This window comes from Micromonospora sp. LZ37 (assembly GCF_059359015.1).
Map to the genome: position 1 here is coordinate 556,462 of NZ_JCADBL010000001.1, position 19,760 is coordinate 576,221.

Annotated in this window: 20 protein-coding genes; 9 read left to right on the top strand and 11 right to left on the bottom strand. The window is 73.2% G+C overall.

Annotated features, from left to right (window positions below):
• The first annotated feature begins 5 nt into the window (after nt 1-5).
• From AC5L3Z_RS02640 to AC5L3Z_RS02655, 4 genes are read left to right on the top strand one after another with little or no spacing between them, the layout of a single operon-like run.
• Nucleotides 6-1,718, top strand: coding sequence for a nitrite/sulfite reductase (locus AC5L3Z_RS02640; protein ID WP_494839164.1), 1,713 nt, complete (start codon nt 6-8; stop codon nt 1,716-1,718).
• Nucleotides 1,715-1,873, top strand: coding sequence for a hypothetical protein (locus AC5L3Z_RS02645; RefSeq protein ID WP_494839165.1), 159 nt, complete (start codon nt 1,715-1,717; stop codon nt 1,871-1,873). The genes AC5L3Z_RS02640 and AC5L3Z_RS02645 overlap by 4 nt, the downstream gene beginning before the upstream one ends.
• Nucleotides 1,870-2,631: a phosphoadenylyl-sulfate reductase gene (locus AC5L3Z_RS02650; protein ID WP_494839167.1), complete on the top strand. Its 762-nt coding sequence runs from the start codon at nt 1,870-1,872 to the stop codon at nt 2,629-2,631. The genes AC5L3Z_RS02645 and AC5L3Z_RS02650 overlap by 4 nt, the downstream gene beginning before the upstream one ends.
• On the top strand, nt 2,613-3,386 hold the full coding sequence (locus AC5L3Z_RS02655; RefSeq protein ID WP_494839168.1) for a sirohydrochlorin chelatase: 774 nt from the start codon (nt 2,613-2,615) through the stop codon (nt 3,384-3,386). The genes AC5L3Z_RS02650 and AC5L3Z_RS02655 overlap by 19 nt, the downstream gene beginning before the upstream one ends.
• Nucleotides 3,387-3,509: 123 nt before the next feature.
• Here AC5L3Z_RS02655 and AC5L3Z_RS02660 read toward each other — a convergent pair whose 3' ends face one another.
• A complete protein-coding gene (locus tag AC5L3Z_RS02660; RefSeq protein WP_088975879.1) occupies nt 3,510-3,767 on the bottom strand; it encodes a WhiB family transcriptional regulator in 258 nt (85 codons plus the stop codon).
• A gap of 434 nt (nt 3,768-4,201) precedes the next feature.
• A complete protein-coding gene (locus tag AC5L3Z_RS02665; RefSeq protein WP_494839170.1) occupies nt 4,202-5,152 on the bottom strand; it encodes a diacylglycerol/lipid kinase family protein in 951 nt (316 codons plus the stop codon).
• Nucleotides 5,153-5,195: 43 nt separating this feature from the next.
• On the opposite strand from AC5L3Z_RS02665, the gene AC5L3Z_RS02670 reads away from it, so the two are divergent.
• Entirely contained in the window at nt 5,196-5,585 is a 390-nt protein-coding gene (locus tag AC5L3Z_RS02670) for a hypothetical protein (protein WP_334524365.1), read from the top strand.
• A gap of 36 nt (nt 5,586-5,621) precedes the next feature.
• Here AC5L3Z_RS02670 and AC5L3Z_RS02675 read toward each other — a convergent pair whose 3' ends face one another.
• The 3 genes from AC5L3Z_RS02675 to sodN are packed head-to-tail and all read right to left on the bottom strand — an operon-like array spanning nt 5,622 to nt 7,041.
• Nucleotides 5,622-6,029 (bottom strand): ATP-binding protein, encoded by a 408-nt coding sequence (locus AC5L3Z_RS02675; RefSeq protein WP_494839171.1) that lies wholly within the window; start codon nt 6,027-6,029, stop codon nt 5,622-5,624.
• Entirely contained in the window at nt 6,026-6,640 is a 615-nt protein-coding gene (locus AC5L3Z_RS02680) for a GNAT family N-acetyltransferase (RefSeq protein WP_494839173.1), read from the bottom strand. Before AC5L3Z_RS02680 ends, AC5L3Z_RS02675 begins: the two co-directional genes overlap by 4 nt.
• Nucleotides 6,637-7,041: a superoxide dismutase, Ni gene (gene sodN, locus AC5L3Z_RS02685; protein WP_334524359.1), complete on the bottom strand. Its 405-nt coding sequence runs from the start codon at nt 7,039-7,041 to the stop codon at nt 6,637-6,639. Before sodN ends, AC5L3Z_RS02680 begins: the two co-directional genes overlap by 4 nt.
• Nucleotides 7,042-7,125: 84 nt before the next feature.
• Here sodN and AC5L3Z_RS02690 point away from each other — a divergent pair, with 84 nt between their 5' ends.
• The 3 genes from AC5L3Z_RS02690 to AC5L3Z_RS02700 all read left to right on the top strand — a co-directional run bounded on the left by AC5L3Z_RS02690 (nt 7,126) and on the right by AC5L3Z_RS02700 (nt 9,833).
• On the top strand, nt 7,126-7,476 hold the full coding sequence (locus AC5L3Z_RS02690) for a S24/S26 family peptidase (protein WP_334524356.1): 351 nt from the start codon (nt 7,126-7,128) through the stop codon (nt 7,474-7,476).
• 141 nt (nt 7,477-7,617) lie between these two features.
• Nucleotides 7,618-8,796: an NAD(P)-dependent malic enzyme gene (locus tag AC5L3Z_RS02695; RefSeq protein WP_494839175.1), complete on the top strand. Its 1,179-nt coding sequence runs from the start codon at nt 7,618-7,620 to the stop codon at nt 8,794-8,796.
• A gap of 74 nt (nt 8,797-8,870) precedes the next feature.
• Entirely contained in the window at nt 8,871-9,833 is a 963-nt protein-coding gene (locus AC5L3Z_RS02700) for a zinc-binding dehydrogenase (protein WP_494839177.1), read from the top strand.
• 52 nt (nt 9,834-9,885) lie between these two features.
• On the opposite strand, the gene AC5L3Z_RS02705 is transcribed toward AC5L3Z_RS02700, so the two are convergent.
• Entirely contained in the window at nt 9,886-10,854 is a 969-nt protein-coding gene (locus AC5L3Z_RS02705) for an alpha/beta hydrolase family protein (RefSeq protein WP_494839179.1), read from the bottom strand.
• 90 nt (nt 10,855-10,944) lie between these two features.
• Nucleotides 10,945-11,844 (bottom strand): alpha/beta hydrolase family protein, encoded by a 900-nt coding sequence (locus AC5L3Z_RS02710; RefSeq protein ID WP_494839180.1) that lies wholly within the window; start codon nt 11,842-11,844, stop codon nt 10,945-10,947.
• A 158-nt stretch (nt 11,845-12,002) separates the two neighbouring features.
• On the opposite strand from AC5L3Z_RS02710, the gene AC5L3Z_RS02715 reads away from it, so the two are divergent.
• The gene (locus AC5L3Z_RS02715) at nt 12,003-12,173 is read left to right on the top strand and encodes a hypothetical protein (RefSeq protein ID WP_494839182.1); all 171 of its coding nucleotides are present in this window, start codon (nt 12,003-12,005) and stop codon (nt 12,171-12,173) included.
• Nucleotides 12,174-12,240: 67 nt separating this feature from the next.
• Here AC5L3Z_RS02715 and AC5L3Z_RS02720 read toward each other — a convergent pair whose 3' ends face one another.
• The 4 genes from AC5L3Z_RS02720 to AC5L3Z_RS02735 form a co-directional block, all read right to left on the bottom strand.
• Nucleotides 12,241-13,359 carry an acetate/propionate family kinase gene (locus AC5L3Z_RS02720; protein ID WP_494839184.1) on the bottom strand — a complete coding sequence of 373 codons (1,119 nt, stop codon included), beginning with the start codon at nt 13,357-13,359 and terminating at the stop codon, nt 12,241-12,243.
• A complete protein-coding gene (gene pta / locus AC5L3Z_RS02725) occupies nt 13,356-15,422 on the bottom strand; it encodes a phosphate acetyltransferase (RefSeq protein ID WP_494839186.1) in 2,067 nt (688 codons plus the stop codon). The genes AC5L3Z_RS02720 and pta overlap by 4 nt, the downstream gene beginning before the upstream one ends.
• A gap of 155 nt (nt 15,423-15,577) precedes the next feature.
• On the bottom strand, nt 15,578-15,757 hold the full coding sequence (locus AC5L3Z_RS02730) for a DUF6104 family protein (protein WP_494839187.1): 180 nt from the start codon (nt 15,755-15,757) through the stop codon (nt 15,578-15,580).
• An 89-nt stretch (nt 15,758-15,846) separates the two neighbouring features.
• Complete coding sequence (locus AC5L3Z_RS02735) at nt 15,847-19,569, bottom strand: multifunctional oxoglutarate decarboxylase/oxoglutarate dehydrogenase thiamine pyrophosphate-binding subunit/dihydrolipoyllysine-residue succinyltransferase subunit (RefSeq protein WP_494839188.1); 3,723 nt, start codon at nt 19,567-19,569, stop codon at nt 15,847-15,849.
• Nucleotides 19,570-19,760 lie beyond the last annotated feature (191 nt).

Genomic DNA, 19,760 nt, shown 5'->3' on the forward strand with positions numbered 1-19,760 from the left:
CCGCGATGGCGGTCAGTAGCACCCCGGCCCGCCCCGAGACCCCGACGGCGCCCGCCGTCCGGGCACCCCGTCGGCCGCGCGGCGAAGGGCAGTGGGCGCTCGGCCACCGCGAGCCGCTCAACCCCAACGAGCGAATCAAGAAGGACGACGACCCGCTGAACGTGCGGGCCCGGATCGAGAACATCTACGCCCACCGGGGCTTCGCCTCCATCGACCCGCAGGACCTGCGCGGCCGGTTCCGCTGGTGGGGGCTCTACACCCAGCGCAAGGCCGGCATCGACGGCGGTCGCACCGCCGTGCTGGAGCCGCACGAGCTGGAGGACGAGTTCTTCATGCTCCGGGTCCGGGTCGACGGCGGTCAGCTCAACCTGGCCCAGCTCCGGGTGATCGCCGACATCTCCCGCGAGTTCGCCCGCGACACCGCCGACATCACTGACCGGCAGAACATCCAGTTCCACTGGATCCGGGTCGAGGACATGCCGGAGATCTGGCGTCGGCTGGAAGCGGTCGGCCTGCAGACCACCGAGGCGTGCGGCGACTGCCCGCGCATCGTGCTCGGCAGCCCGGTCGCCGGGGTGGCCCGCGACGAACTGCTCGACCCGACCCCGGCGGTCGACGAGATCGTCCGCCGGTATGTCGGCGACAAGGCGTACTCGAACCTGCCGCGCAAGTTCAAGACGTCGATCTCCTGGCTGGTCGACACCCCGTACGAGGCGAACGACATCGCCTTCCTCGGGGTGGACCACCCCGAGCACGGCCCCGGCTTCGACGTCTGGGTCGGCGGTGGCCTCTCCACCAACCCGATGCTGGCCAAGCGGCTCGGCGCCTGGGTGCCGCTGAACGAGGTCCCGGACGTCTGGGCCGGAGTGGTGGGGATCTTCCGCGACTACGGCTACCGCCGGCTGCGCAACCGGGCCCGGCTGAAGTTCCTCGTCGCCGACTGGGGCGTGGAGAAGTTCCGCGAGGTGCTGGAGAAGGAGTACCTGGGCCGCACCCTGCTCGACGGTCCCGCTCCGCAGCTGCCGGAGAAGCCGGTCGACCACATCGGCGTGCACGAGCAGGCCGACGGCCGTCACTACGTGGGCGCCGCCCCGGTGGTCGGGCGGGTCTCCGGCGGGCAGCTCGCCCGCCTCGCCGACGTGGTCGAGGCGCACGGCAGCGACCGGGTACGGCTGACCCCGTACCAGAAGCTGCTGGTGCTCGACGTGGCGCCGGAGCGGACGGAGTCCCTCGTCGACCAGCTCCGCGGGATCGGCCTGGAGGCCCGGCCGTCGGCCTGGCGGCGCGGCACCATGGCCTGCACCGGCATCGAGTACTGCAAGCTCGCCATCGTGGAGACCAAGGCGCGCGGCGAGCAGCTGGTGGCCCGGCTCGAGGAGCGGCTGCGCGAGTTCGACGCCGACATCTCCATCCACATCAACGGCTGCCCGAACGCCTGCGCCCGCACCCAGGTGGCCGACATCGGCCTCAAGGGCCAGCTGGTGGTCGGCCCGGACGGCCGCCAGGTGGAGGGCTTCCAGGTGCACCTGGGCGGCGGCCTGGGCATGGCCGAGGGGCAGAGCGCCGGCTTCGGTCGCAAGTTGCGCGGTCTGAAGACCACCGCCGACGAGCTTCCCGAGTACGTGGAACGAGTGGCCCGCCGCTACCTGGCCGGCCGGACCGACGGCGAAACCTTCGCCAACTGGGTGATCAGGGTCGACGAGGAGGAGCTTCGATGAGCGAGACCCGTTCCGCGCCGCTGTACTGCCCGTACTGCGGTGAGGAGGACCTGCGGCCGAGCGAGGCCGGGCACGGCGCCTGGGAGTGCCACGCCTGCGCCCGCGTCTTCACGGTGAAGTTCACCGGCCTGCTCGGCAAGGTGGTGGCCCGGTGAACCTCGTCTCCGCCGCGAACCTGAACCTGGTCGGGCTCGGTGGCCCGAAGCCGGCCGACCCGACCCGCCGCGACCCCGAGGAGCTGCGCGCGCTGGCCGAGCGGGCCGGCCGGGAGCTGGAGGGCGCCCCGGCGCTGGAGATCGCCCGCTGGGCCGCCGAGACCTTCGGGGACCGGTTCTGCGTCACCAGCTCCATGGCCGACGCCGTGCTGGCGCACCTGGTCTCCCGGGTCGCCCCCGGGGTGGACGTGGTCTTCCTCGACACCGGCCTGCACTTCCCGGAGACGCTGCGGGTCCGCGACGAGGTGGCCCGTCGGCTGCCGGTCAACGTCCGCTCGATCCGCCCCCGGCTCACCGTGGGCCAGCAGGACGGCGAGTACGGCCCCCGGCTGTTCAACCGGTCCCCGGACGACTGCTGCCAGCTGCGCAAGGTGGAACCGCTGGAGCGGGCGCTGTCCGGGTACGACGCCTGGGCGGCCGGGCTGCGCCGGGACGAGTCGCCGACCCGGGCCAACACCCCGGTGGTGACCTTCGACGCCCGACGGGGCAAGGTCAAGGTCAACCCGATCGCCGCCTGGACCCAGGCCGACGTGGACTCCTACATCTCCCGGTACGACATCCCCGTCAACGAGCTGTTCAGCCGCGGCTACGGCTCGATCGGCTGCTGGCCCTGCACCCGCCGCACCAGGGCGGGGGAGGACCCGCGGGCCGGCCGTTGGGCCATGTTCGAGAAGACCGAGTGCGGCCTGCACGTCTGACCGCGTCGACGTCCGGCGTCGGGCCGTGCGCGCCGGTGGTACTGGTCGCGCACGGCAGCCGCGATCCCCGGGCGGCGGAGGCGACGCGCGCCCTCGCCCGGGCCGTGTCGGCCGCCCGGTCCGGCGGCGTGGTCCTGCCGAGCTGGCTGGACCACACCGAGCCGGGGCCGACCACGGTGCTGCGGGACCTGGCCGCCGCCGGGCACACCGAGGCGGTGCTGGTGCCGCTGCTGCTCACCGCGGCGTACCACCGGCGGGTGGACGTCCCGGCGGCGGTGGCGGCGGCGCGGGAGACCGCGCCGGAGCTGACGGTACGGGTGACCGAGGTGCTGGGCCCCGCCGACGGTGTGGTGGACGCCCGGCTGCTGGCGGGGCTGCGCCGGCGGCTGGCCGAGGCCGGGCCGGACGGGATCGACGCCCTGGTGCTGGCGGCGGCGGGTACCCGCGATCCGCGGGCGCGCGCCTCGGTCGGCCGGGTCGCCGCGGCGCTGGCCGGTGAGCTGGCGGTGCCCTGCCGGGTCTCGTACGCCTCGGCGGCGCCGCCGGGGGCCGGGGTGGCGGTGACCCGGCTGCGGTCCGCGGGGGCGCGGCGGGTGGCGGTGGCCGGGTACTTCCTGGCGCCGGGGCTCTTCCACGACGGGGTGGTGTCGGCGGCCCGGGAGGCCGGGGCGGTGGCGGTCAGTGACCCGCTGACCGACGCGCCGGAGCTGGCCGAGCTGGTGCTGCGCCGGGTCGACGAGGCGGGTCGGCTGTGACCGACGTCGCCTTCATGATCGAAAAGGGCGGCTTCGGGGTATCGGGCGGGGCATGCGGCGTGCGGACAGCAGTACGCCCCGGCGGGTCGGACCCGGCCGGGGCGTACGCGACGTGATCGGTGGTCAGGCGGAGTGAGCGCGCAGCACCCGGAGACCGCCGCGGCGCTTGACCGCGCGGCGCTCCTCTTCACTCATCCCGCCCCAGACGCCGGCGTCCTGACCGGACTCCAGCGCCCACTGGAGGCAGTGGTCGGTCACCGGGCAGCGCCGGCAGACGGCCTTGGCCTGCTCCACCTGCAGGAGGGCCGGACCGGACGTCCCGATCGGGAAGAACAGCTCCGGGTCCTCGTCGCGGCAGACGGCATCGTGGCGCCAGTCCATGGCGGCAACACTCCTCATTCTGGATGGGTGGCGGATAACGCTTGTTGCTTTTCTTATATGCATCCGCAGTGCCGGTCGTGACAGTTCGCATCCGACTATTCGGCAGTGCGTGAGCAGGCTCGTTCAGCACCTGGACCTGCTGGAACAGCTCAACCTGACGAGCATATCCAGGCAATGTCCCGGTAACTCAAGTTCGCTTGTGAATACTTTCACGAACGTGCGCGATGTCAAGGGTGACGCTCGGAAAAACTCCGCTCGGTGAGCAAGCTCACGGCCCTTTTGTCCGGGTTTCAGGCGTCCCTGGTTACCCGGCGTACCACAGTCGAGGATCAATATAGTACACTGCGCATGACATTGCTGACATTTCCGGCACCTGTCCCTCCGTGTGGCGGCCGGCGTTCGGCGGCCGCTCAACCAAGGGCGTTACCCGAGACCTAGCAGATTACTCTCAGTGCGTCGGGTACGGATGCGAATCTGACTTTTTCCCGCTCACCAAGGTAGTCGCCGTCGAGCTGGAACGCCTGCGCACGAGCGCTGATCAGGGTGAACTCGGCCACGTCGTGCAGCCGGAGCACCTGCCGGCCCCGCGGGTCGGGGTGTCGCGACAGGAACTGGGTCACGGTGCGTGTCGTGCTGGCGACCCGGAGCTGACGCAGCGCCAGCACGTCCAGGCCGAGGTCGAAGGACGCCTCCGGGTTCGGGTTGACCTCCCGATCGCCCAGGTACGTCCACGGCGCGGTGTTCTGGATGATGACCGTCGCCAACTCGCCCTCGGCCGTCTCGCCCGGCCGCTCCAGGCTGATCGCCGGATGCCGCCGGTCCGAGCCGAGGAAGTACTGACTCACCGTCGAACGGAAGTAGAGCCCCGGCGTGGAGACCCGGCCGCGCCGGCGGGCCTGCTCCACCCGGTGGATCACCGCCGCGTCCACCCCGAACCCGGCGCAGAAGGTGAAGTAGCGGTCGTCGGCGCGGCCCAGCCCGATCGTCCGGGAACGGCCCAGCCGCAGCCCCTCCAGGATCATGCTGGTTCCGTCCGCCCAGTCCCGGGGCAGCCCCAGGGCGCGGGCGAAGACGTTCGTCGAGCCGCCCGGGACGGTGGCCAGCGCGGGCAGCCGCTCGGCCGTGGTGCCGCCGGCGCCCATCGTCGGCGGCTGGGCGGTCATCAGCCCGTTGACCACCTCGTTGACCGTGCCGTCACCACCGAGCGTGACGACCACGTCGACGCCCTCGGTGGCCGCCTCCCGCGCCAGGTCCGTGGCGTGACCCCGCCGCCGGGTGTACCGCACCGACAGGTCTACTTCACTGCGCAGCGCCCGGACCAGCACGTCCCGGCTGCGCTCGCTGGTGGTGGTGGCCTTCGGATTGACCACCAGGACGGCCCGCATGGGCGGCACTGTACCGCGCGGGGACGCGGGTATCGTGGCGCGCGTGACCATCGACTCGGACCCGGTACCCGACACGCTGCGCTGGGCGGTCCGGCTGCTGCGGGGCGAGGCGATCGCCCTGGCGCTGCTCGCCGGCTGGCTGGTCTGGGCGGACCTGACCGCCGACAAGACCGACCTGGTGTCGGCACTCTTCGTGACCGGGTTCGCGGTCGCCGGCGCGCTGGCGCTCTGGGCCCTCGGCGGGGCGCTCGCCCGGCGCCGCTCCGGCGCCCGGGCGCCGGCGATGGTGCTCCAGCTGATGCTGCTGCCGGTCGGCTGGTTCATGATCCAGGGCGGCCTGGGCTGGCTGGGCGTGCCGCTGATGGCGCTCGGAGTCGGGGTCTGCGCGCTGCTGGTCAGCCCGCCGACCACCCGGGCCCTCGGCTTCCGGTAGCGGAGTGTGGGCCGGCCCGCCGGGCCGGCCGCCGGTTCACCAGCCGGAGGAACGCCGGGTCAGCAGGGAGATGGTCGCCCGGCCCCCGTCGGCGGTGGCGGACGCCGAGGTGGTCAGCGCGGTGAGCACCTTCCAGGCGAACGAGGACTCCGACGGCAGCGTGGCGCCGCGCACGGTCGGCACGGTCACCTCGACGGTCAGCGCGTCCTCGGTGACCGCGAAACGGCACTCCAGCTCGGCGTCGCGGGTGGCGATGGCGAGCAGCATGGCGCAGGCCTCGTCGACGGCGATCCGCAGGTCCTCGATCTCGTCGAGGGCGAACTGGAGACGGGCCGCGAGCCCCGCCGTGGCGGTACGGAGCACGCCGAGGTAACCGCCGTCGGCGGGCACGGTCAGGTGCACCACGTCGTCGTCGGTGGTCGGCTGGCCGGTCAGTTGAGTCACGCCTCATCCCCCCGGTCGGGGACTCTACCCGTAGCGGCATCCGCCGGGACGGGGACGGTCGCCGCGTGCTCGGCGAGCCCGCGCAGCGCCGGCCCGCTGAGCCGGTACGGCACCCACTCGTCCAGCTGCACCGCGCCGATGGCGGCGTAGAAGCGGGCGGCCGGGTTCCAGTCGATCATCCACCACTCCAGCCGCTGGTAGCCGCGCTCCACGCAGATCGCGGCCAGCGCGGCCAGCAGCAGGCGGCCCGCCCCGGTGCCCCGGGCGGCCGGGCGGACGTACAGGTCCTCCAGGTAGATACCGTGCACGCCGGCCCAGGTGGAGAAGTTGAGGAACCAGAGCGCGAAACCGACCGGCTCGTCGTCGGCGTCGACCGCGACGTGCCCGAAGAGCGCCGGCGCCGGGCCACGACCACTCCGGCTCGGCGCGTCCGACGCCGCGTCGCGACCTGGAGCAGTCGGGAACAGCGCCGCGGTGAGCTGCTCCTCGGTCAGGTGGCACTGGTCGGCGGCGCGCTCGTAGTCGGCCAGTTCGTGCACCATCGCGACGACGGCCGGCACGTCCCGAGGACGCGCCGGCCGGATCGTCGGTGCCGGGTGGGGCAGGCTCACGCCTTCTTGGTCTCCCAGAAGATCTTCGAGATCTCGTCGATCTTCTGGAGCAGCTCGTCGGCCTTGGTCGGGTCGGTCGCACCCTTGGCGCCGGCCGCGCCGGCCATCTTGGTGGCCTCGTTGAAGAGCTGGTGCAGGTGCGGGTACTTCTCGAAGTGGGCCGGCTTGAAGTAGTCCGTCCACAGCACCCACAGGTGGTGCTTGACCAGGTCGGCCCGCTGCTCCTTGATCAGGATCGCCCGGGTGCGGAACTCGGGGTCGGTGTTCGACTGGTACTTCTCGCAGATCATTTTCACCGACTCGGCCTCGATCCGGGCCTGCGCCGGGTCGTAGACACCACAGGGCAGGTCACAGTGGGCGCTGGCGGTGAGTCGGGGCGTGAGGATGCGGGGAAGTCGCATCTGAGTCCTCCACAGGAAGTTTGCGATGATCCAAGCCGACATTACTCCTGGGGACCTCCCCGGCAGGGATGGAGGGGAAACCTGGTGACGGTCCACGGGGCCCATCCGCCGGCCCGGCTGCGCCGGCTGCTCACCGCCGTTCTGGTGACCGGCCCGTCCATGTCGCCCACGCTGCGCCACGGCGACGCCGTCCTGGTCCGGCGGGGCGGCCGGCCGGTCCGCCCGGGCGACGTCGTGGTCGCCGTCTTCCGTACCCGGCCGGAGCTGCTCGTCGTCAAGCGCGCGGTCCGCCCGCAGGACGGCGGCTGGTGGGTACGCGGGGACAACGACCTGGTCACGGACGACTCCCGGGCGTACGGGGTGGCTGACGTGCGGGGTCGGGTGGTGCTCCGGTACTGGCCGCGCCCCGGCCGGGTGCCCCGCCGCGCGTTATGACCCTCCTCACATCCGTGCCGAGGTGGCGTGACTATGCTCGGAAAGTGCCCCGGGTGACCCCCCGCACCGCGTCCCGCCGCTGCCGCCTCACCTCGCGCCCGCGCGGGCCGCTCCGTCTGCTCGACAGATCCTGGAGTCACCATGTCTACGCCCACCGTGGATCCCGCTGATCCCGTCTTCCGGTTGCACGCCGGCGGCAAGATGGCCGTCGCCTCGACGGTCCCGCTGACCAGCCGGGAGGACCTCTCCCTCGCCTACACCCCGGGGGTGGCCCGGGTGTGCGAGGCGATCGCCGCCGACCCGGCCCTCGCCGACGACTACACCTGGGTGTCGCACGCCGTCGCGGTCGTCACCGACGGCTCCGCCGTACTCGGCCTGGGCAACATCGGTCCGCGTGCCGCGCTGCCGGTGATGGAGGGCAAGGCGGTGCTGTTCAAGCAGTTCGCCGGCGTCGACGCGGTACCGATCTGCCTGGACACCCAGGACGTCGACGAGATCGTGGCGGTGGTGAAGGCGCTCGCTCCCTCGTTCGGCGGGATCAACCTGGAGGACATCAGCGCCCCGCGCTGCTTCGAGGTGGAGCGGCGGCTGGACGAGGCGCTGCCCATCCCGGTCTTCCACGACGACCAGCACGGCACCGCGATCGTGGTGCTGGCCGCGCTGCGCAACGCGGCGGCCCTGCTCAACCGGAAGCTCGGGGACCTGCGGGTCACGGTCAGCGGCGCCGGTGCGGCCGGCGTGGCGGTCACCCACATGCTGGTGGCCGGTGGGGTGAATCCCGATCAGGTGGTGGTCTGCGACTCCCAGGGCATCATCGGCCGGCACCGTCCCGACCTGACCGAGACGAAGGCCCACCTCGCCGAGACGACCAACGCCGAGGGCCGGCGGGGCGACATCACCGAGGCGCTGCGCGGCGCGGACGTGCTGATCGGCGTCTCCGGCGGGCGGATCCCCGAGGCGGCGGTGGCCGGGATGGCCCCCGGCGGCATCGTCTTCGCGCTGGCCAACCCCAACCCCGAGGTGCACCCCGAGGTGGCCGCCCGGCACGTCGCGGTGGTCGCCACCGGACGCAGCGACTACCCCAACCAGATCAACAACGTGCTGGCCTTCCCCGGCGTGTTCCGGGGCGCGCTGGACGCCCGCGCCACCCGGATCACCGACGGGATGAAGGTGGCCGCCGCCGACGCGATCGCCGGCGTGGTGGCCGAGTCGCTCACCGCCGACGCGATCGTGCCGTCCCCGCTGGATCCGCGCGTCGCCCCGGCCGTGGCCGTGGCGGTCGCCGAGGCCGCCCGCCGCGACGGCGTCGCCCGCGCCTGAGGTGCTCCGAAGGGCCCTTCCCGACGCTCCCGGCGGGGGAAGGGCCCTTCTTAACCCCCGTCGCGCTTGTTACGGTGCCGACCATGCGTGCCGCCTATGCCTCGAGCTTCGACACCGACAATCCGCTCGCCGCGCTCACTGTGGGTGACCGTCCCGAGCCGACCCACCCGGACGACGACTGGGTGACCGTGCAGGTGCGGGCCAGCTCGCTCAACCACCACGACCTCTGGTCGCTGCGCGGGGTGGGGCTCGACGGGGGTCAGCTGCCGATGATCCTCGGCTGCGACGCGGTCGGTACCGACCCGGACGGCAACGAGGTGGTCATCTACCCGGTCGTGCCCACTCCGGGCGACCCGCGCGGGGTCTCCATCCTCTCCGAGCACTTCCAGGGCACCCTCGCCGAGCGGGTGGCCGTACCCCGGATGAACCTGCTGCCGCTGCCGGAGGGCCTGTCGGCGACCGACGCGGCGTGCCTGCCGACGGCCTGGCTCACCGCCTGGCGGATGCTGACCACCAAGGGTCGGATCGCCGACGGCGAGTCGGTGCTGGTCCAGGGCGCGGGCGGCGGCGTCGCCACGGCGGCCGTCGCGCTCGGCGTGGCGCTGGGCAAGCGGGTGTACGCGACCAGCCGGGACGCCGGCAAGCGGGAACGGATCACCGCCCTGGGGGCGACCGCGCTGGAGCCGGGCGCCCGCCTGCCGGAGCGGGTCGACGTGGTGATCGAGACGGTCGGCGCGGCCACCTTCGACCACTCGCTGAAGTCCGCCGCGCCGATGGCCCGGATCGTCGTCTCCGGCGCCACCGCCGGGCACGAGCCGAAGGTCAACCTGCGTCGGGTCTTCGCCATGCAGCTGGAGATCCTGGGCACCTCGATGGGCACGCCGGACGAGCTGACCGACCTGCTGGCGTTCTGCGCCGAGCGCGAGGTGCGCCCGGTGGTGGACGGCATCGTGCCGTTCAGCAAGGTGGAGGAGGCGTTCGCCCGGCTGCACTCCGGCGAGGTCTTCGGCAAGGTCGTCGTCGACCACACCGCCTGAGGGCCGGCCGTGGGGAAGGGGCTCCTGCTCCCATCCGGGGCAGGGCCCTTCCTCACAGGCGGTTGTCGAGGGTGGCGATGTCGTCGCGGGCGGCGTCGGTGGCGAGCCGCTTCTTCGCGGCGGCGTCGCCGTACAGGGTCCAGCGGAGGAACTCGACCGTGGCGTCCGCGACCACCCGCAGCGCCGCCCCGTCGCTGAGCAGGGCCCGGCCGTGGTCGCCCTTCGGCAGGCTGAGCATGGCCTTCGGCCAGGGGACCGCGTCGTAGACGGCCCGACCGGCCGCGTAGTCCACCACCTCGTCGGCCTCGCCGTGCACGAACAACTGCGGGGCCGTCGCCCCGGCGAAGGCGGTCCCGACCCCGAGCGCCGTTCCGGCGAAGACCACCCCGGCGTCCAGCCGCTCGTCCCGGCCGGTGGTGAAGAGCCCGATGGTGGTCACCCCGCCGGCGGAGTGGCCGGCGGCGGCCACCCGGTCGGTGGCCAGCCGGCCGCGCAACGCGTCGCCGGCGGCACCGTCGAGCGCGAGCACCCTGTCCAGCGCGTACGACACGTCGGCGGGCTGGTTGAGCACGTCGAGGACGTTGCCGTCGGCGCCCCGGCTGGTGTGCGGGAACGTCGGCGCGGCGACCACGAACCCGGCTGCCGCCCACCGGGTGAGCAGCCTCGCGTAGTCGTCCGGCCGGCCGCCCAGCCCGTGGCTGAACATCACCACCGGGAACCGGCCGGCAGCCGCCGCGACCCCCCGCCGCGCCGGGCCGCCGGCCTCGCCCCGGGCCGGGTACCAGAGGGTCACCGGCAGGGCGCGGTCGCCGTCCCGGGTCAGCTTGAGCTGACGTACGCCGACGCCGAAGGTCTCGGCCGGGGCGGTGCCGGCGGGGACCCGGGGCGCCGGGGTGGCCGCCCTGGGCGGCTCGGGCGGTGCGGCCGGCCGGGCGGTCGGTGCGGTCGGCGCGGAGCAGCCGGCGAGGCCGCCGCCGAGCAGCGTGGCGGCGAGCAGGGCCGGGACGAGGCGACGGGACATGAATTCGATTGTGCCTCGGCGCACCGGGTCGCCGTCCGTGGTCGGACGGAGTGCGCCGGACGCGCACCCTCGGTGGACGGCACGGTCGGGTCAGCCGTGCAGCCGGTCGTCGAGCGCGGTGACGCCGGGCAGCGTCGCGTCGGCGGTGAGGCGGCCGGCGGCCGCGGGGTCGTCGTAGAGGGTCCAGCGGAGGAAGTCGGTGGTGGTGGCGAGGACCTGGTCGAAGCCGGGCCGCCCCGGGGTGAGGTACTCGCCGTGGCCCTGCCCGAGCAGGCTCAGGAAGGCGGCCGGGCCGGACACCCGGTCGTAGCCGGCGCGGCCCACGGCGAGCGGCACGATCGGGTCGGCGGTGCCGTGCACGAAGAGCACCGGCGCGGCCGGGGCGGCGAAGGCGCCGGCCAGGCCACCGCCGGCGACCACGATCCCGGAGCGGAGCCGGGGGGAGTGCCCGGAGGTGAACATCCCGGCGGTGGTGAAGCCGCCCGCCGAGTGCCCGGCGGCGGCGAACCGGGTCACGTCCAGGTGCCCGGCGAGCGGGTCGTCGGACCGGCTGTCGAGCCGGACCAGGTGCCGGATCAGCCGCCAGCCGTCCGCCGGCTGGTGGCGTACGTCGGCCCGGGTGAACCGGGCCGCCCGGAGACTGGTGTGCGGGTAGGCCGGCGCGGCCACCACGAAACCGGCGGCGGCCCACCGGGTGGTCAGCCCGGCGTGCAGCTCGGGGAGGCTGCGCAGGCCGTGGCTGTAGACCACCACCGGGAAGCGTCCCGGGGCCACCCGGCCGTCCGCCGTCGGATACCAGAGGGTCACCGGCAGCGGCCGGGGACCGGCCGGGTCGATGGTGAGGGTGCGTACCGCGACGGGGTGGACCCGGTCCGGGGCGTGCCGGGCCGGCGGCGCCGCCTCGGTCGCGGCGCTGGCCGCTCCGCAGCCGGCGGTCACCGCGGCGAGCAGCGCCGTCAACACCGCGACCAGCCGCCGCCGCACCCCCATTGCGCCACCGTACGGGGCCGCGCCGGGTTCCCGGCCCCACCGTCCGGGCCGGATGCCGCCGTCCACCCGGCAGGTCCGGCTCCACCGCTCGGATCGGAGTGGTCACCCTCGGTCGCCCGGGACGGCGCCGGGTGCGCGGCTTCGCTAGGGTCTCCGGCATGTCTGACGAGTACGTGGATCCCAGCGGCAACACCGAGCAGTTCCGGGCGTTCGCCCAGTCTCCGGGCGCCGCGCCGGTCGAGACGCCGTCCCGGCTGCCGGTGATCGTCGCCGCGGGCGTCGCCGCGGCGGTGCTGCTGGCCCTGGCCGCCTGGCTGGCGCTGCGCTGACCGGTTCGGGCCGCCCGGCGGCGGGAGCGCCGCACCGCTCGGCGCCGGGCCCGGCGTCGGGCGGGCCTCAGCCGACCGCGCCGACCACCGCTCGGGTCTCCCGGGCGATCTCGCGCTCCTCGTCGGTGCCGACCACGCAGACGCTCACCTCCGCGCCGTCCGGTGAGATCACCCGGTCGCCGCTGCCCGCGTTGCGGGCCGGGTCCACGCTGATGCCGAGCCGGTCCAGCCCGGCCAGCACGGCGGCCCGGACGTCGGCCGAGTGCTCACCCACCCCGGCGGTGAAGGTGACCGCGTCCACCCGGCCGAGCAGGGCGTAGTACGCGCCGACGTAGCCGGTGATCCGGCGGCGGTAGACGTCGAAGGCGAGCGTCGCGGCCCGGTCCCCGGCGGCGCGCCGGGCCAGCACCTCGCGCATGTCGTTGACCCCGCTCAGGCCGAGCAGCCCGCTGCGGTGGTTGAGCAGGTCGTCGATCTCGTCCACGCCCATCCCGGCCTCGCGGCGCAGGTGGAAGACGATCGCCGGGTCCAGGTCCCCGCTGCGGGTCCCCATCACCAGGCCCTCCAGCGGTGACATTCCCATCGAGGTGGCCACGCTGCGCCCACCGTCGACCGCGCAGGCGCTCGCCCCGTTACCCAGGTGCAGGGTGATCGTGCGCACCTGGTCGTACGGCCGCCCCAGCAGCTCGGCGGTGCGCCGGGAGACGTACGCGTGCGAGGTGCCGTGGAAGCCGTACCGGCGGATGCCGTACCGCTCGGCGGTGTCCCGGTCGATGGCGTAGGTCGCCGCGGCCTCCGGCAGGGTGTGGTGGAACGCGGTGTCGAAGACCGCGACCTGCGGCACGCCCGGCAGCGCCGCGCGGGCGACCCGGATGCCGGCCAGGTTGGCCGGGTTGTGCAGCGGAGCGAGCGGGACCAGCTCCTCGATCGCGGCGAAGACCGCGTCGTCGATCAGCACCGGCTCGCTGAACCGCCGGCCGCCGTGCACCACCCGGTGCCCGATGCCGGCCAGCCCGGCCAGGTCGACCCGGTCCAGGATCTCCCGGACCGCCGTCTCGTGGTCGGCCGGGCCGCCGCCCGGCTCACCGACCCGCTCGACGGTGCCCTTGTCGCGGACGGTGTCGCCGTCGTACAGCCGGTACTTCACCGACGACGATCCGCAGTTGAGGACCAGCACCCGACTCATGACGCCTCCGCGGTGGCCTGGATGGCGGTGATCGCCACGGTATTGACGATGTCGGCCACGGTGGCGCCCCGGGACAGGTCGTTGACCGGCCGGCGCAGGCCCTGCATGACCGGGCCGACCGCGACCGCGCCCGCCGAGCGCTGCACCGCCTTGTAGGTGTTGTTGCCGGTGTTGAGGTCCGGGAAGATGAAGACCGTCGCCCGCCCCGCCACCGCGCTCTGCGGCAGCTTCGTCGCCGCGACCTTCGGGTCGATCGCCGCGTCGTACTGGATCGGCCCCTCGACCAGCAGCTCCGGGCGGCGCTCGCGGACCAGTTCGGTTGCCGCCGCGACCTTCTCCACGTCCGCGCCGGCCCCCGAGGCGCCGGTGGAGTACGACAGCATCGCCACCCGTGGCTCGATGCCGAACCGGGCGGTGGTGTCGGCCGACGAGATGGCGATGTCGGCGAGCTGGGCGGCGTCCGGGTCCCGGTTGACCGCGCAGTCTCCGTAGACGAGCACCCGGTCGGCGAGCAGCATGAAGAAGACGCTGGAGGCCACCGAGAGGCCCGGCACGGTACGGATGATCTCGAAGGCGGGCCGGATGGTGGCGGCGGTGGTGTGGGTGGCCCCGGAGACCATCCCGTCGGCGTGACCGGTGGCCACCATCATGGTGCCGAAGTAGTTCGGCTGCGCGACGACGTCGTGGGCCATCTCGACGGTGACGCCCCGGTGGGCGCGCAGCCGCGCGTACTCGACGGCGAACTCGTCGCGCCATTCGCTGGTGGCCGGGTCGACCACGTCCGCGCCGGTGACGTCGATGCCCAGCTCCCGGGTGCGCCGGGCCACGTCGTCGGGGCGGCCCAGCAGGGTCAGCTCCGCCACGTTCCGGTGGAGCAGGATCTCCGCGGCGCGCAGGATCCGCTCCTCGGACCCCTCGGGCAGCACCAACCGCCGGCGGGTCGCCCGGGCCCGGTCGAGCAGGTCGTACTCGAACATCAGCGGGGTGACCCGCTCGGAGCGGCTGACCCGCAGCCGGCGGGCCAGGTCCACGGTGTCCACGTTGCCCTCGAAGGCGCCGAGCGCGGCCTCGACCTTGCGCGGGTTGGCCGGGCTCGGCCGGCCCTCGATCCGGCTGGACGCCGCCACGGTGTCGTAGCTGTCACTGGGCACCGAGAGCACCGCCAGGCCGGTGTTGAGCCCTTCGACCAGCCGCATCGCCCTCGGGTCGGGCTGTTCCCCGAGGGTCAGCACCAGGCCGGCCACCGAGACCTGACCGGCCACGTGCGCGGCGCTGGCGGCGACCAGCAGGTCCGCCCGGTCGCCCGGGGTGATCACCAGCGCGCCCTCGGTCAGGTGGTCGAGCAGGGTGGGCACGTGCGCCGCGCCGACGACGTAGTCGAGGACGTCCCGACCGAGCGCGGCGTCGTCCCCGGCCAGCAGGGTGGCGCCGAGGGCCGCCGCCACCTCCGCCACGGTCGGCGCCGACACGATCGGCAGCTCCGGGATGGCGTACGCGGGGACGGGCAGCTCGGGTAGGGTCATCGGGCCGGGGACCCGGTTGGCGATCACCGCCAGCATCGTCGCGCCGAGGTCCTCCAGGTCGTGGTACGCCCCGCGCGCCGCCGCCGCGATCGCCTCCGGCTCCTGCCCGAAGCCGTCGATGACGGGCACCACCACGCTGCCGAAGTCGGTGGCCAGCCGGGCGTTGAAGGCCAGCTCCCGGGGGCCGGTCCCGTCGCCGGTGTCGGCGAAGTCGCTGCCCACCACGACCACGGCCGGGCAGTGCCGCTCGACGTCCCGGTACCGCTCGACGATCCGGGAGATCAACTCTTCCCGCCGCCCGTCGGCGACCATGGCGCTCGCCTCGGCGTACGTGGCGCCGGTCAGCTCCTCCTGCGGCAGGTCGACCCGGTAGCGGTCGTGCAGCAGGGCGAGGATCGGGTCGGGGCCGCCGCCGGCGACCAGCGGTCGGAACACGCCGATCCGCTCGACCTGGCGGGAGAGGAGTTCCGCGAGGCCGAGGGCGATGGTCGACTTCCCCCCGCCGGACCCCACGCTGGTCAGGTAGACGCTGCGGGCCACGCCCTCACCCTAGAAGATCGCGCCCCGCCCCGCCCGGGACCTCCGCCCCACCCACCCGGTCCCTCCGCCCCACCCACCCGGGTCCCTTCGCCTCCGGTGGGCGAAGCGCCCCGCCAACTTCATGATCACCGAGGTGGGGGGAGACGGGGGAGGGGTTACTCGTCGTCTTCGTCGTCCAGGCGGGCGAGGTAGGTGGCCAGGCGTTCGATGGGGGTCTCGAACTCGGGGTTGAGGTCGACGAAGTCGCGCAGGCGCTCGGCGAGCCACTCGATGCTGACCTGCTCGTCGGCCCGGCGCTCGACCAGTTCCTCGATGCCACGGTCGGTGAAGTACATCTGTGCGTCCTTGTGGTCGGCCGCCGACGGGACCGGGGCAGTGCCGTCACTCGGACGGCGCTGCCCCGGGTCTCGGCGGTGCGGTCAGGTCACGGGCGGGGGAGGGCCGCCTCGATCAGCGCGGTCTGCTCGACCTCGTGCATCTTGGCCGAGCCGACCGCCGGGGCGGCGGCGGCGGGCCGGGAGATGCGGCGCAGCCGGACGTCGGCCAGGTGCTCCAGCAGGTTGAGCGCGACGAACGACCAGGCGCCCTGGTTGGCCGGCTCCTCCTGGACCCAGGCGAAGTCCTCGGCGTTGGGGTACTGCGCCAGGGCGGCCCGGATCTCCTCCACCGGCATCGGGTAGAGCTGCTCCATCCGGATGATCGCGGTGTCGGTGACCCCCCGCTCGGCCCGGGCCTGGAACAGGTCGTAGTAGACCTTGCCCGAGCAGAGCAGCACCCGCTTCACCTGCTCCGGCGCCGGGGCGGCGGTGTCGGCCAGCACCGGCTGGAAGGTGCCGGTGGTGAAGTCCTCCACCTGGGAGATGCAGAGCTTGTGCCGCAGCAGCGACTTCGGCGTGAACACCACCAGCGGCTTGCGCTTCGGCGACAGGGCCTGGCGGCGCAGCAGGTGGAAGTAGTTCGCCGGGGTGGTCGGGATGGCCACCCGCATGTTGTCCTCGGCGCAGAGCTGGAGGAAGCGCTCCGGGCGGCCGGAGGTGTGGTCCGGGCCCTGCCCCTCGTGGCCGTGCGGCAGCAGCAGGGTGACCGCGGAGCGCTGGCCCCACTTCACCTCGCCGGAGGAGATGAACTCGTCGATCACCGACTGGGCACCGTTGACGAAGTCGCCGAACTGGGCCTCCCAGCAGACCAGCGCGTTGACGTTCTCCACCGAGTAGCCGTACTCGAAGCCCATCGCGGCGTACTCGCTGAGCAGCGAGTCGTGCACGAAGAAGCGGGACCGCTCGCCGCCCTCGGTGAGCGTCTTCAGCGGCAGGTAGTCGTCGCCGGTGCGGGCGTCCACCACCGAGGCGTGCCGCTGGACGAAGGTGCCGCGGCGGGAGTCCTGGCCGGCGAGCCGGACGGTGACCCCGTCGTGCAGCAGCGCGCCGAACGCGAGGATCTCGCCGTAGCCCCAGTCGATGTTGCCCTCGACGGACATCTTGGCCCGCCGGTCGAGCAGCTGCTGGATCCGCTTGTGCGGGGTGAAGCCCTCGGGGAGCTTGACGTGCGCCTCGCCGATCGCGCGGACCACGGCGGCGTCGGTGGCGGTCTCCACCTGCGGCTCCGGCTCCTCCTCGCGGCGCGGCCGGGACAGCTGGCGCGGGGTGGTCGCGGCGTCCCGGGTGGCCTTGAAGACCCGTTCCAGCTGCCCCTGGTAGTCGCGCAGCAGTTCCTCCGCGTCCTCCACGGTGATGTCACCCCGCCCGATCAGCTCCTCGGTGTAGAGCTTCCGCACCGAGCGCTTCGAGTCGATGATCTTGTACATCTCCGGGTTGGACATCGACGGGTCGTCGCCCTCGTTGTGCCCGCGCCGGCGGTAGCAGACCATGTCGATCACGACGTCCTTGTTGAACGCCTGCCGGTACTCGAAGGCCAGCCGGGCGACCCGGACCACGGCCTCGGGGTCGTCGCCGTTGACGTGGAAGATCGGCGCCTGGATCATCCGGGCGACGTCGGTGCTGTAGAGGCTGGAGCGCGAGTACTCCGGGGCGGTGGTGAAGCCGACCTGGTTGTTGACCACCACGTGCACGGTGCCGCCGGTGCGGTAGCCGCGCAGCTGGGAGAGGTTGAGCGTCTCGGCGACCACGCCCTGGCCGGCGAAGGCGGCGTCACCGTGCACCGCCAGCGGCAGCACGGTGTAGCCCTCCAGCTTGAGGTCGATCCGGTCCTGCTTGGCCCGGACGATGCCCTCCAGCACCGGGTCCACGGCCTCCAGGTGCGACGGGTTCGCCACCACCGAGACCTTGACCGCGTGGTCCCCGTCCGGGGTGGTGAACTTGCCGTTCTGGCCGAGGTGGTACTTCACGTCGCCGGAGCCCTGCGTCGAGCGCGGGTCCAGGTGGCCCTCGAACTCGGAGAAGATCTTCTCGTACGGCTTGCCGACGATGTTGGCCAGCACGTTGAGCCGGCCACGGTGGGCCATGCCGATGACGACCTCGTCCAGCCCGCCCTCGGCGGAGCACTCCAGGATCTCGCCGAGCAGCGGGATCAGCGACTCGCCGCCCTCCAGCGAGAAGCGCTTCTGCCCGACGTACTTGGTCTGGAGGAAGGTCTCGAACGCCTCGGCGGCGTTGAGCCGGTTGAGCACGTGCTTCTGCTCGTCCGGGGCGGGCTTCTCGTACTTGCGCTCGATCCGCTCCTGGATCCAGCGGCGCTCCTCCGGGTCCTGGATGTGCATGTACTCGATGCCGACCCGGCGGCAGTACGAGTCGCGCAGCACGCCGAGGATCTCGCGCAGCTTCATCCGCTGCCGGCCGGCGAAGCCGTTGACCGGGAAGACCCGGTCCAGGTCCCACAGGGTCAGCCCGTGCTGGAGGACGTCCAGGTCCGGGTGCTTGCGGATGGCGAACTCGAGCGGGTCGGTGTCGGCCATCAGGTGGCCGCGCACCCGGTACGCGTGGATCAGCTCGTGCACCCGCGCGGTCTTGTTGATCTGACCCTCGGAGTCGACGGCGACGTCCCGCACCCAGCGCACCGGCTCGTACGGGATGCGCAGCGAGGTGAAGATCTGGTCGTAGAAGCCGCGCTCGCCGAGCAGCAGCTCGTGCATGACCTTGAGGAACTCCCCGGACTGCGCGCCCTGGATGATCCGGTGGTCGTAGGTGCTGGTCAGCGTGATGATCTTGCTGACCGCCAGCTCGGCCAGGGTGGCCTCGCTCATGCCCTGGTACGGCGCCGGGTACTCCATCGCGCCGACGCCGATGATGGCGCTCTGCCCCTGCATCAGCCGCGGGATCGAGTGCACCGTGCCGATGCCGCCCGGGTTGGTCAGCGAGATGGTGGTGCCGCCGTGGTCCTCCATGGTCAGCTCGTTGCGGCGGGCACGCCGGACCAGGTCCTCGTACGCCTGCCAGAACTGCCGGAAGTCCATCTGCTCGCAGCCCTTGATGGAGGGCACCACCAGGTTGCGGGAGCCGTCCGGCTTGGCCAGGTCGATCGCGATGCCCAGGTTGACGTGCTCCGGGCGGACCAGCGCCGGCTTGCCGTCGACCTCGGCGAAGGAGTTGTTCATCTCCGGGTGCTCGACCAGCGCCCGGACCATCGCGTACCCGATCAGGTGGGTGAAGCTGACCTTGCCACCGCGCCCCCGGGCGAGGTGGTTGTTGATCACGATGCGGTTGTCCACCAGCAGCTTGGCCGGGACCGCGCGCACGCTGGTGGCGGTCGGTACGGCCAGCGAGGCGTCCATGTTCTGGACGATCTTGGCGGCCACGCCGCGCAGCGGGGTGGTGCCGGCGCCGGCGGGCGCCGCGGCCTTGGCGGCCGGCTTGGCCGGGGCGGCCTTGGCGGCGGGCTTGGCCGGGGCGGCCTTCGGCGCGGCGGCCGGTGCGGGCGCCGGGGCCGGCTTGGCCGCCGGCTGGGCCACCGTGGCGGCGGGCTCCTGCTGCCCGGCCGGCTCGGCGGCGGCCGGCTTGGCCGGGGCCTTCTCCTCGGCCGGGCGCGGCGTCGCGGCGCCCGGGGCCGGTCGGTAGTCGGCGAAGAAGTCGTGCCAGGCCGAGTCGACGCTCGATGGGTCGGCGAGGTAGCGCTGGTACATCTCCTCGACGATCCACTCGTTCGGGCCGAAACCCGCCAGTGGGTTCTCCTGCGAAGTCTGCTGGGTCGACACGGCCGGTAATCGCCTCTTTCACGCGGGTTCGTTAGGTCACGCGGTGGGCCCCCGCCGCCCGGAAGCGCGGCGCGCGGAAGACGGGTCCCAGGCTACGCCGTAGGAATGCCGCCGGCATTTCCGCCTCCGTCGGGTGGTCCGTTTCACAGAAGATGCCAGAAGTTCAGCAAACGCTGCGTCCCGGATCGACT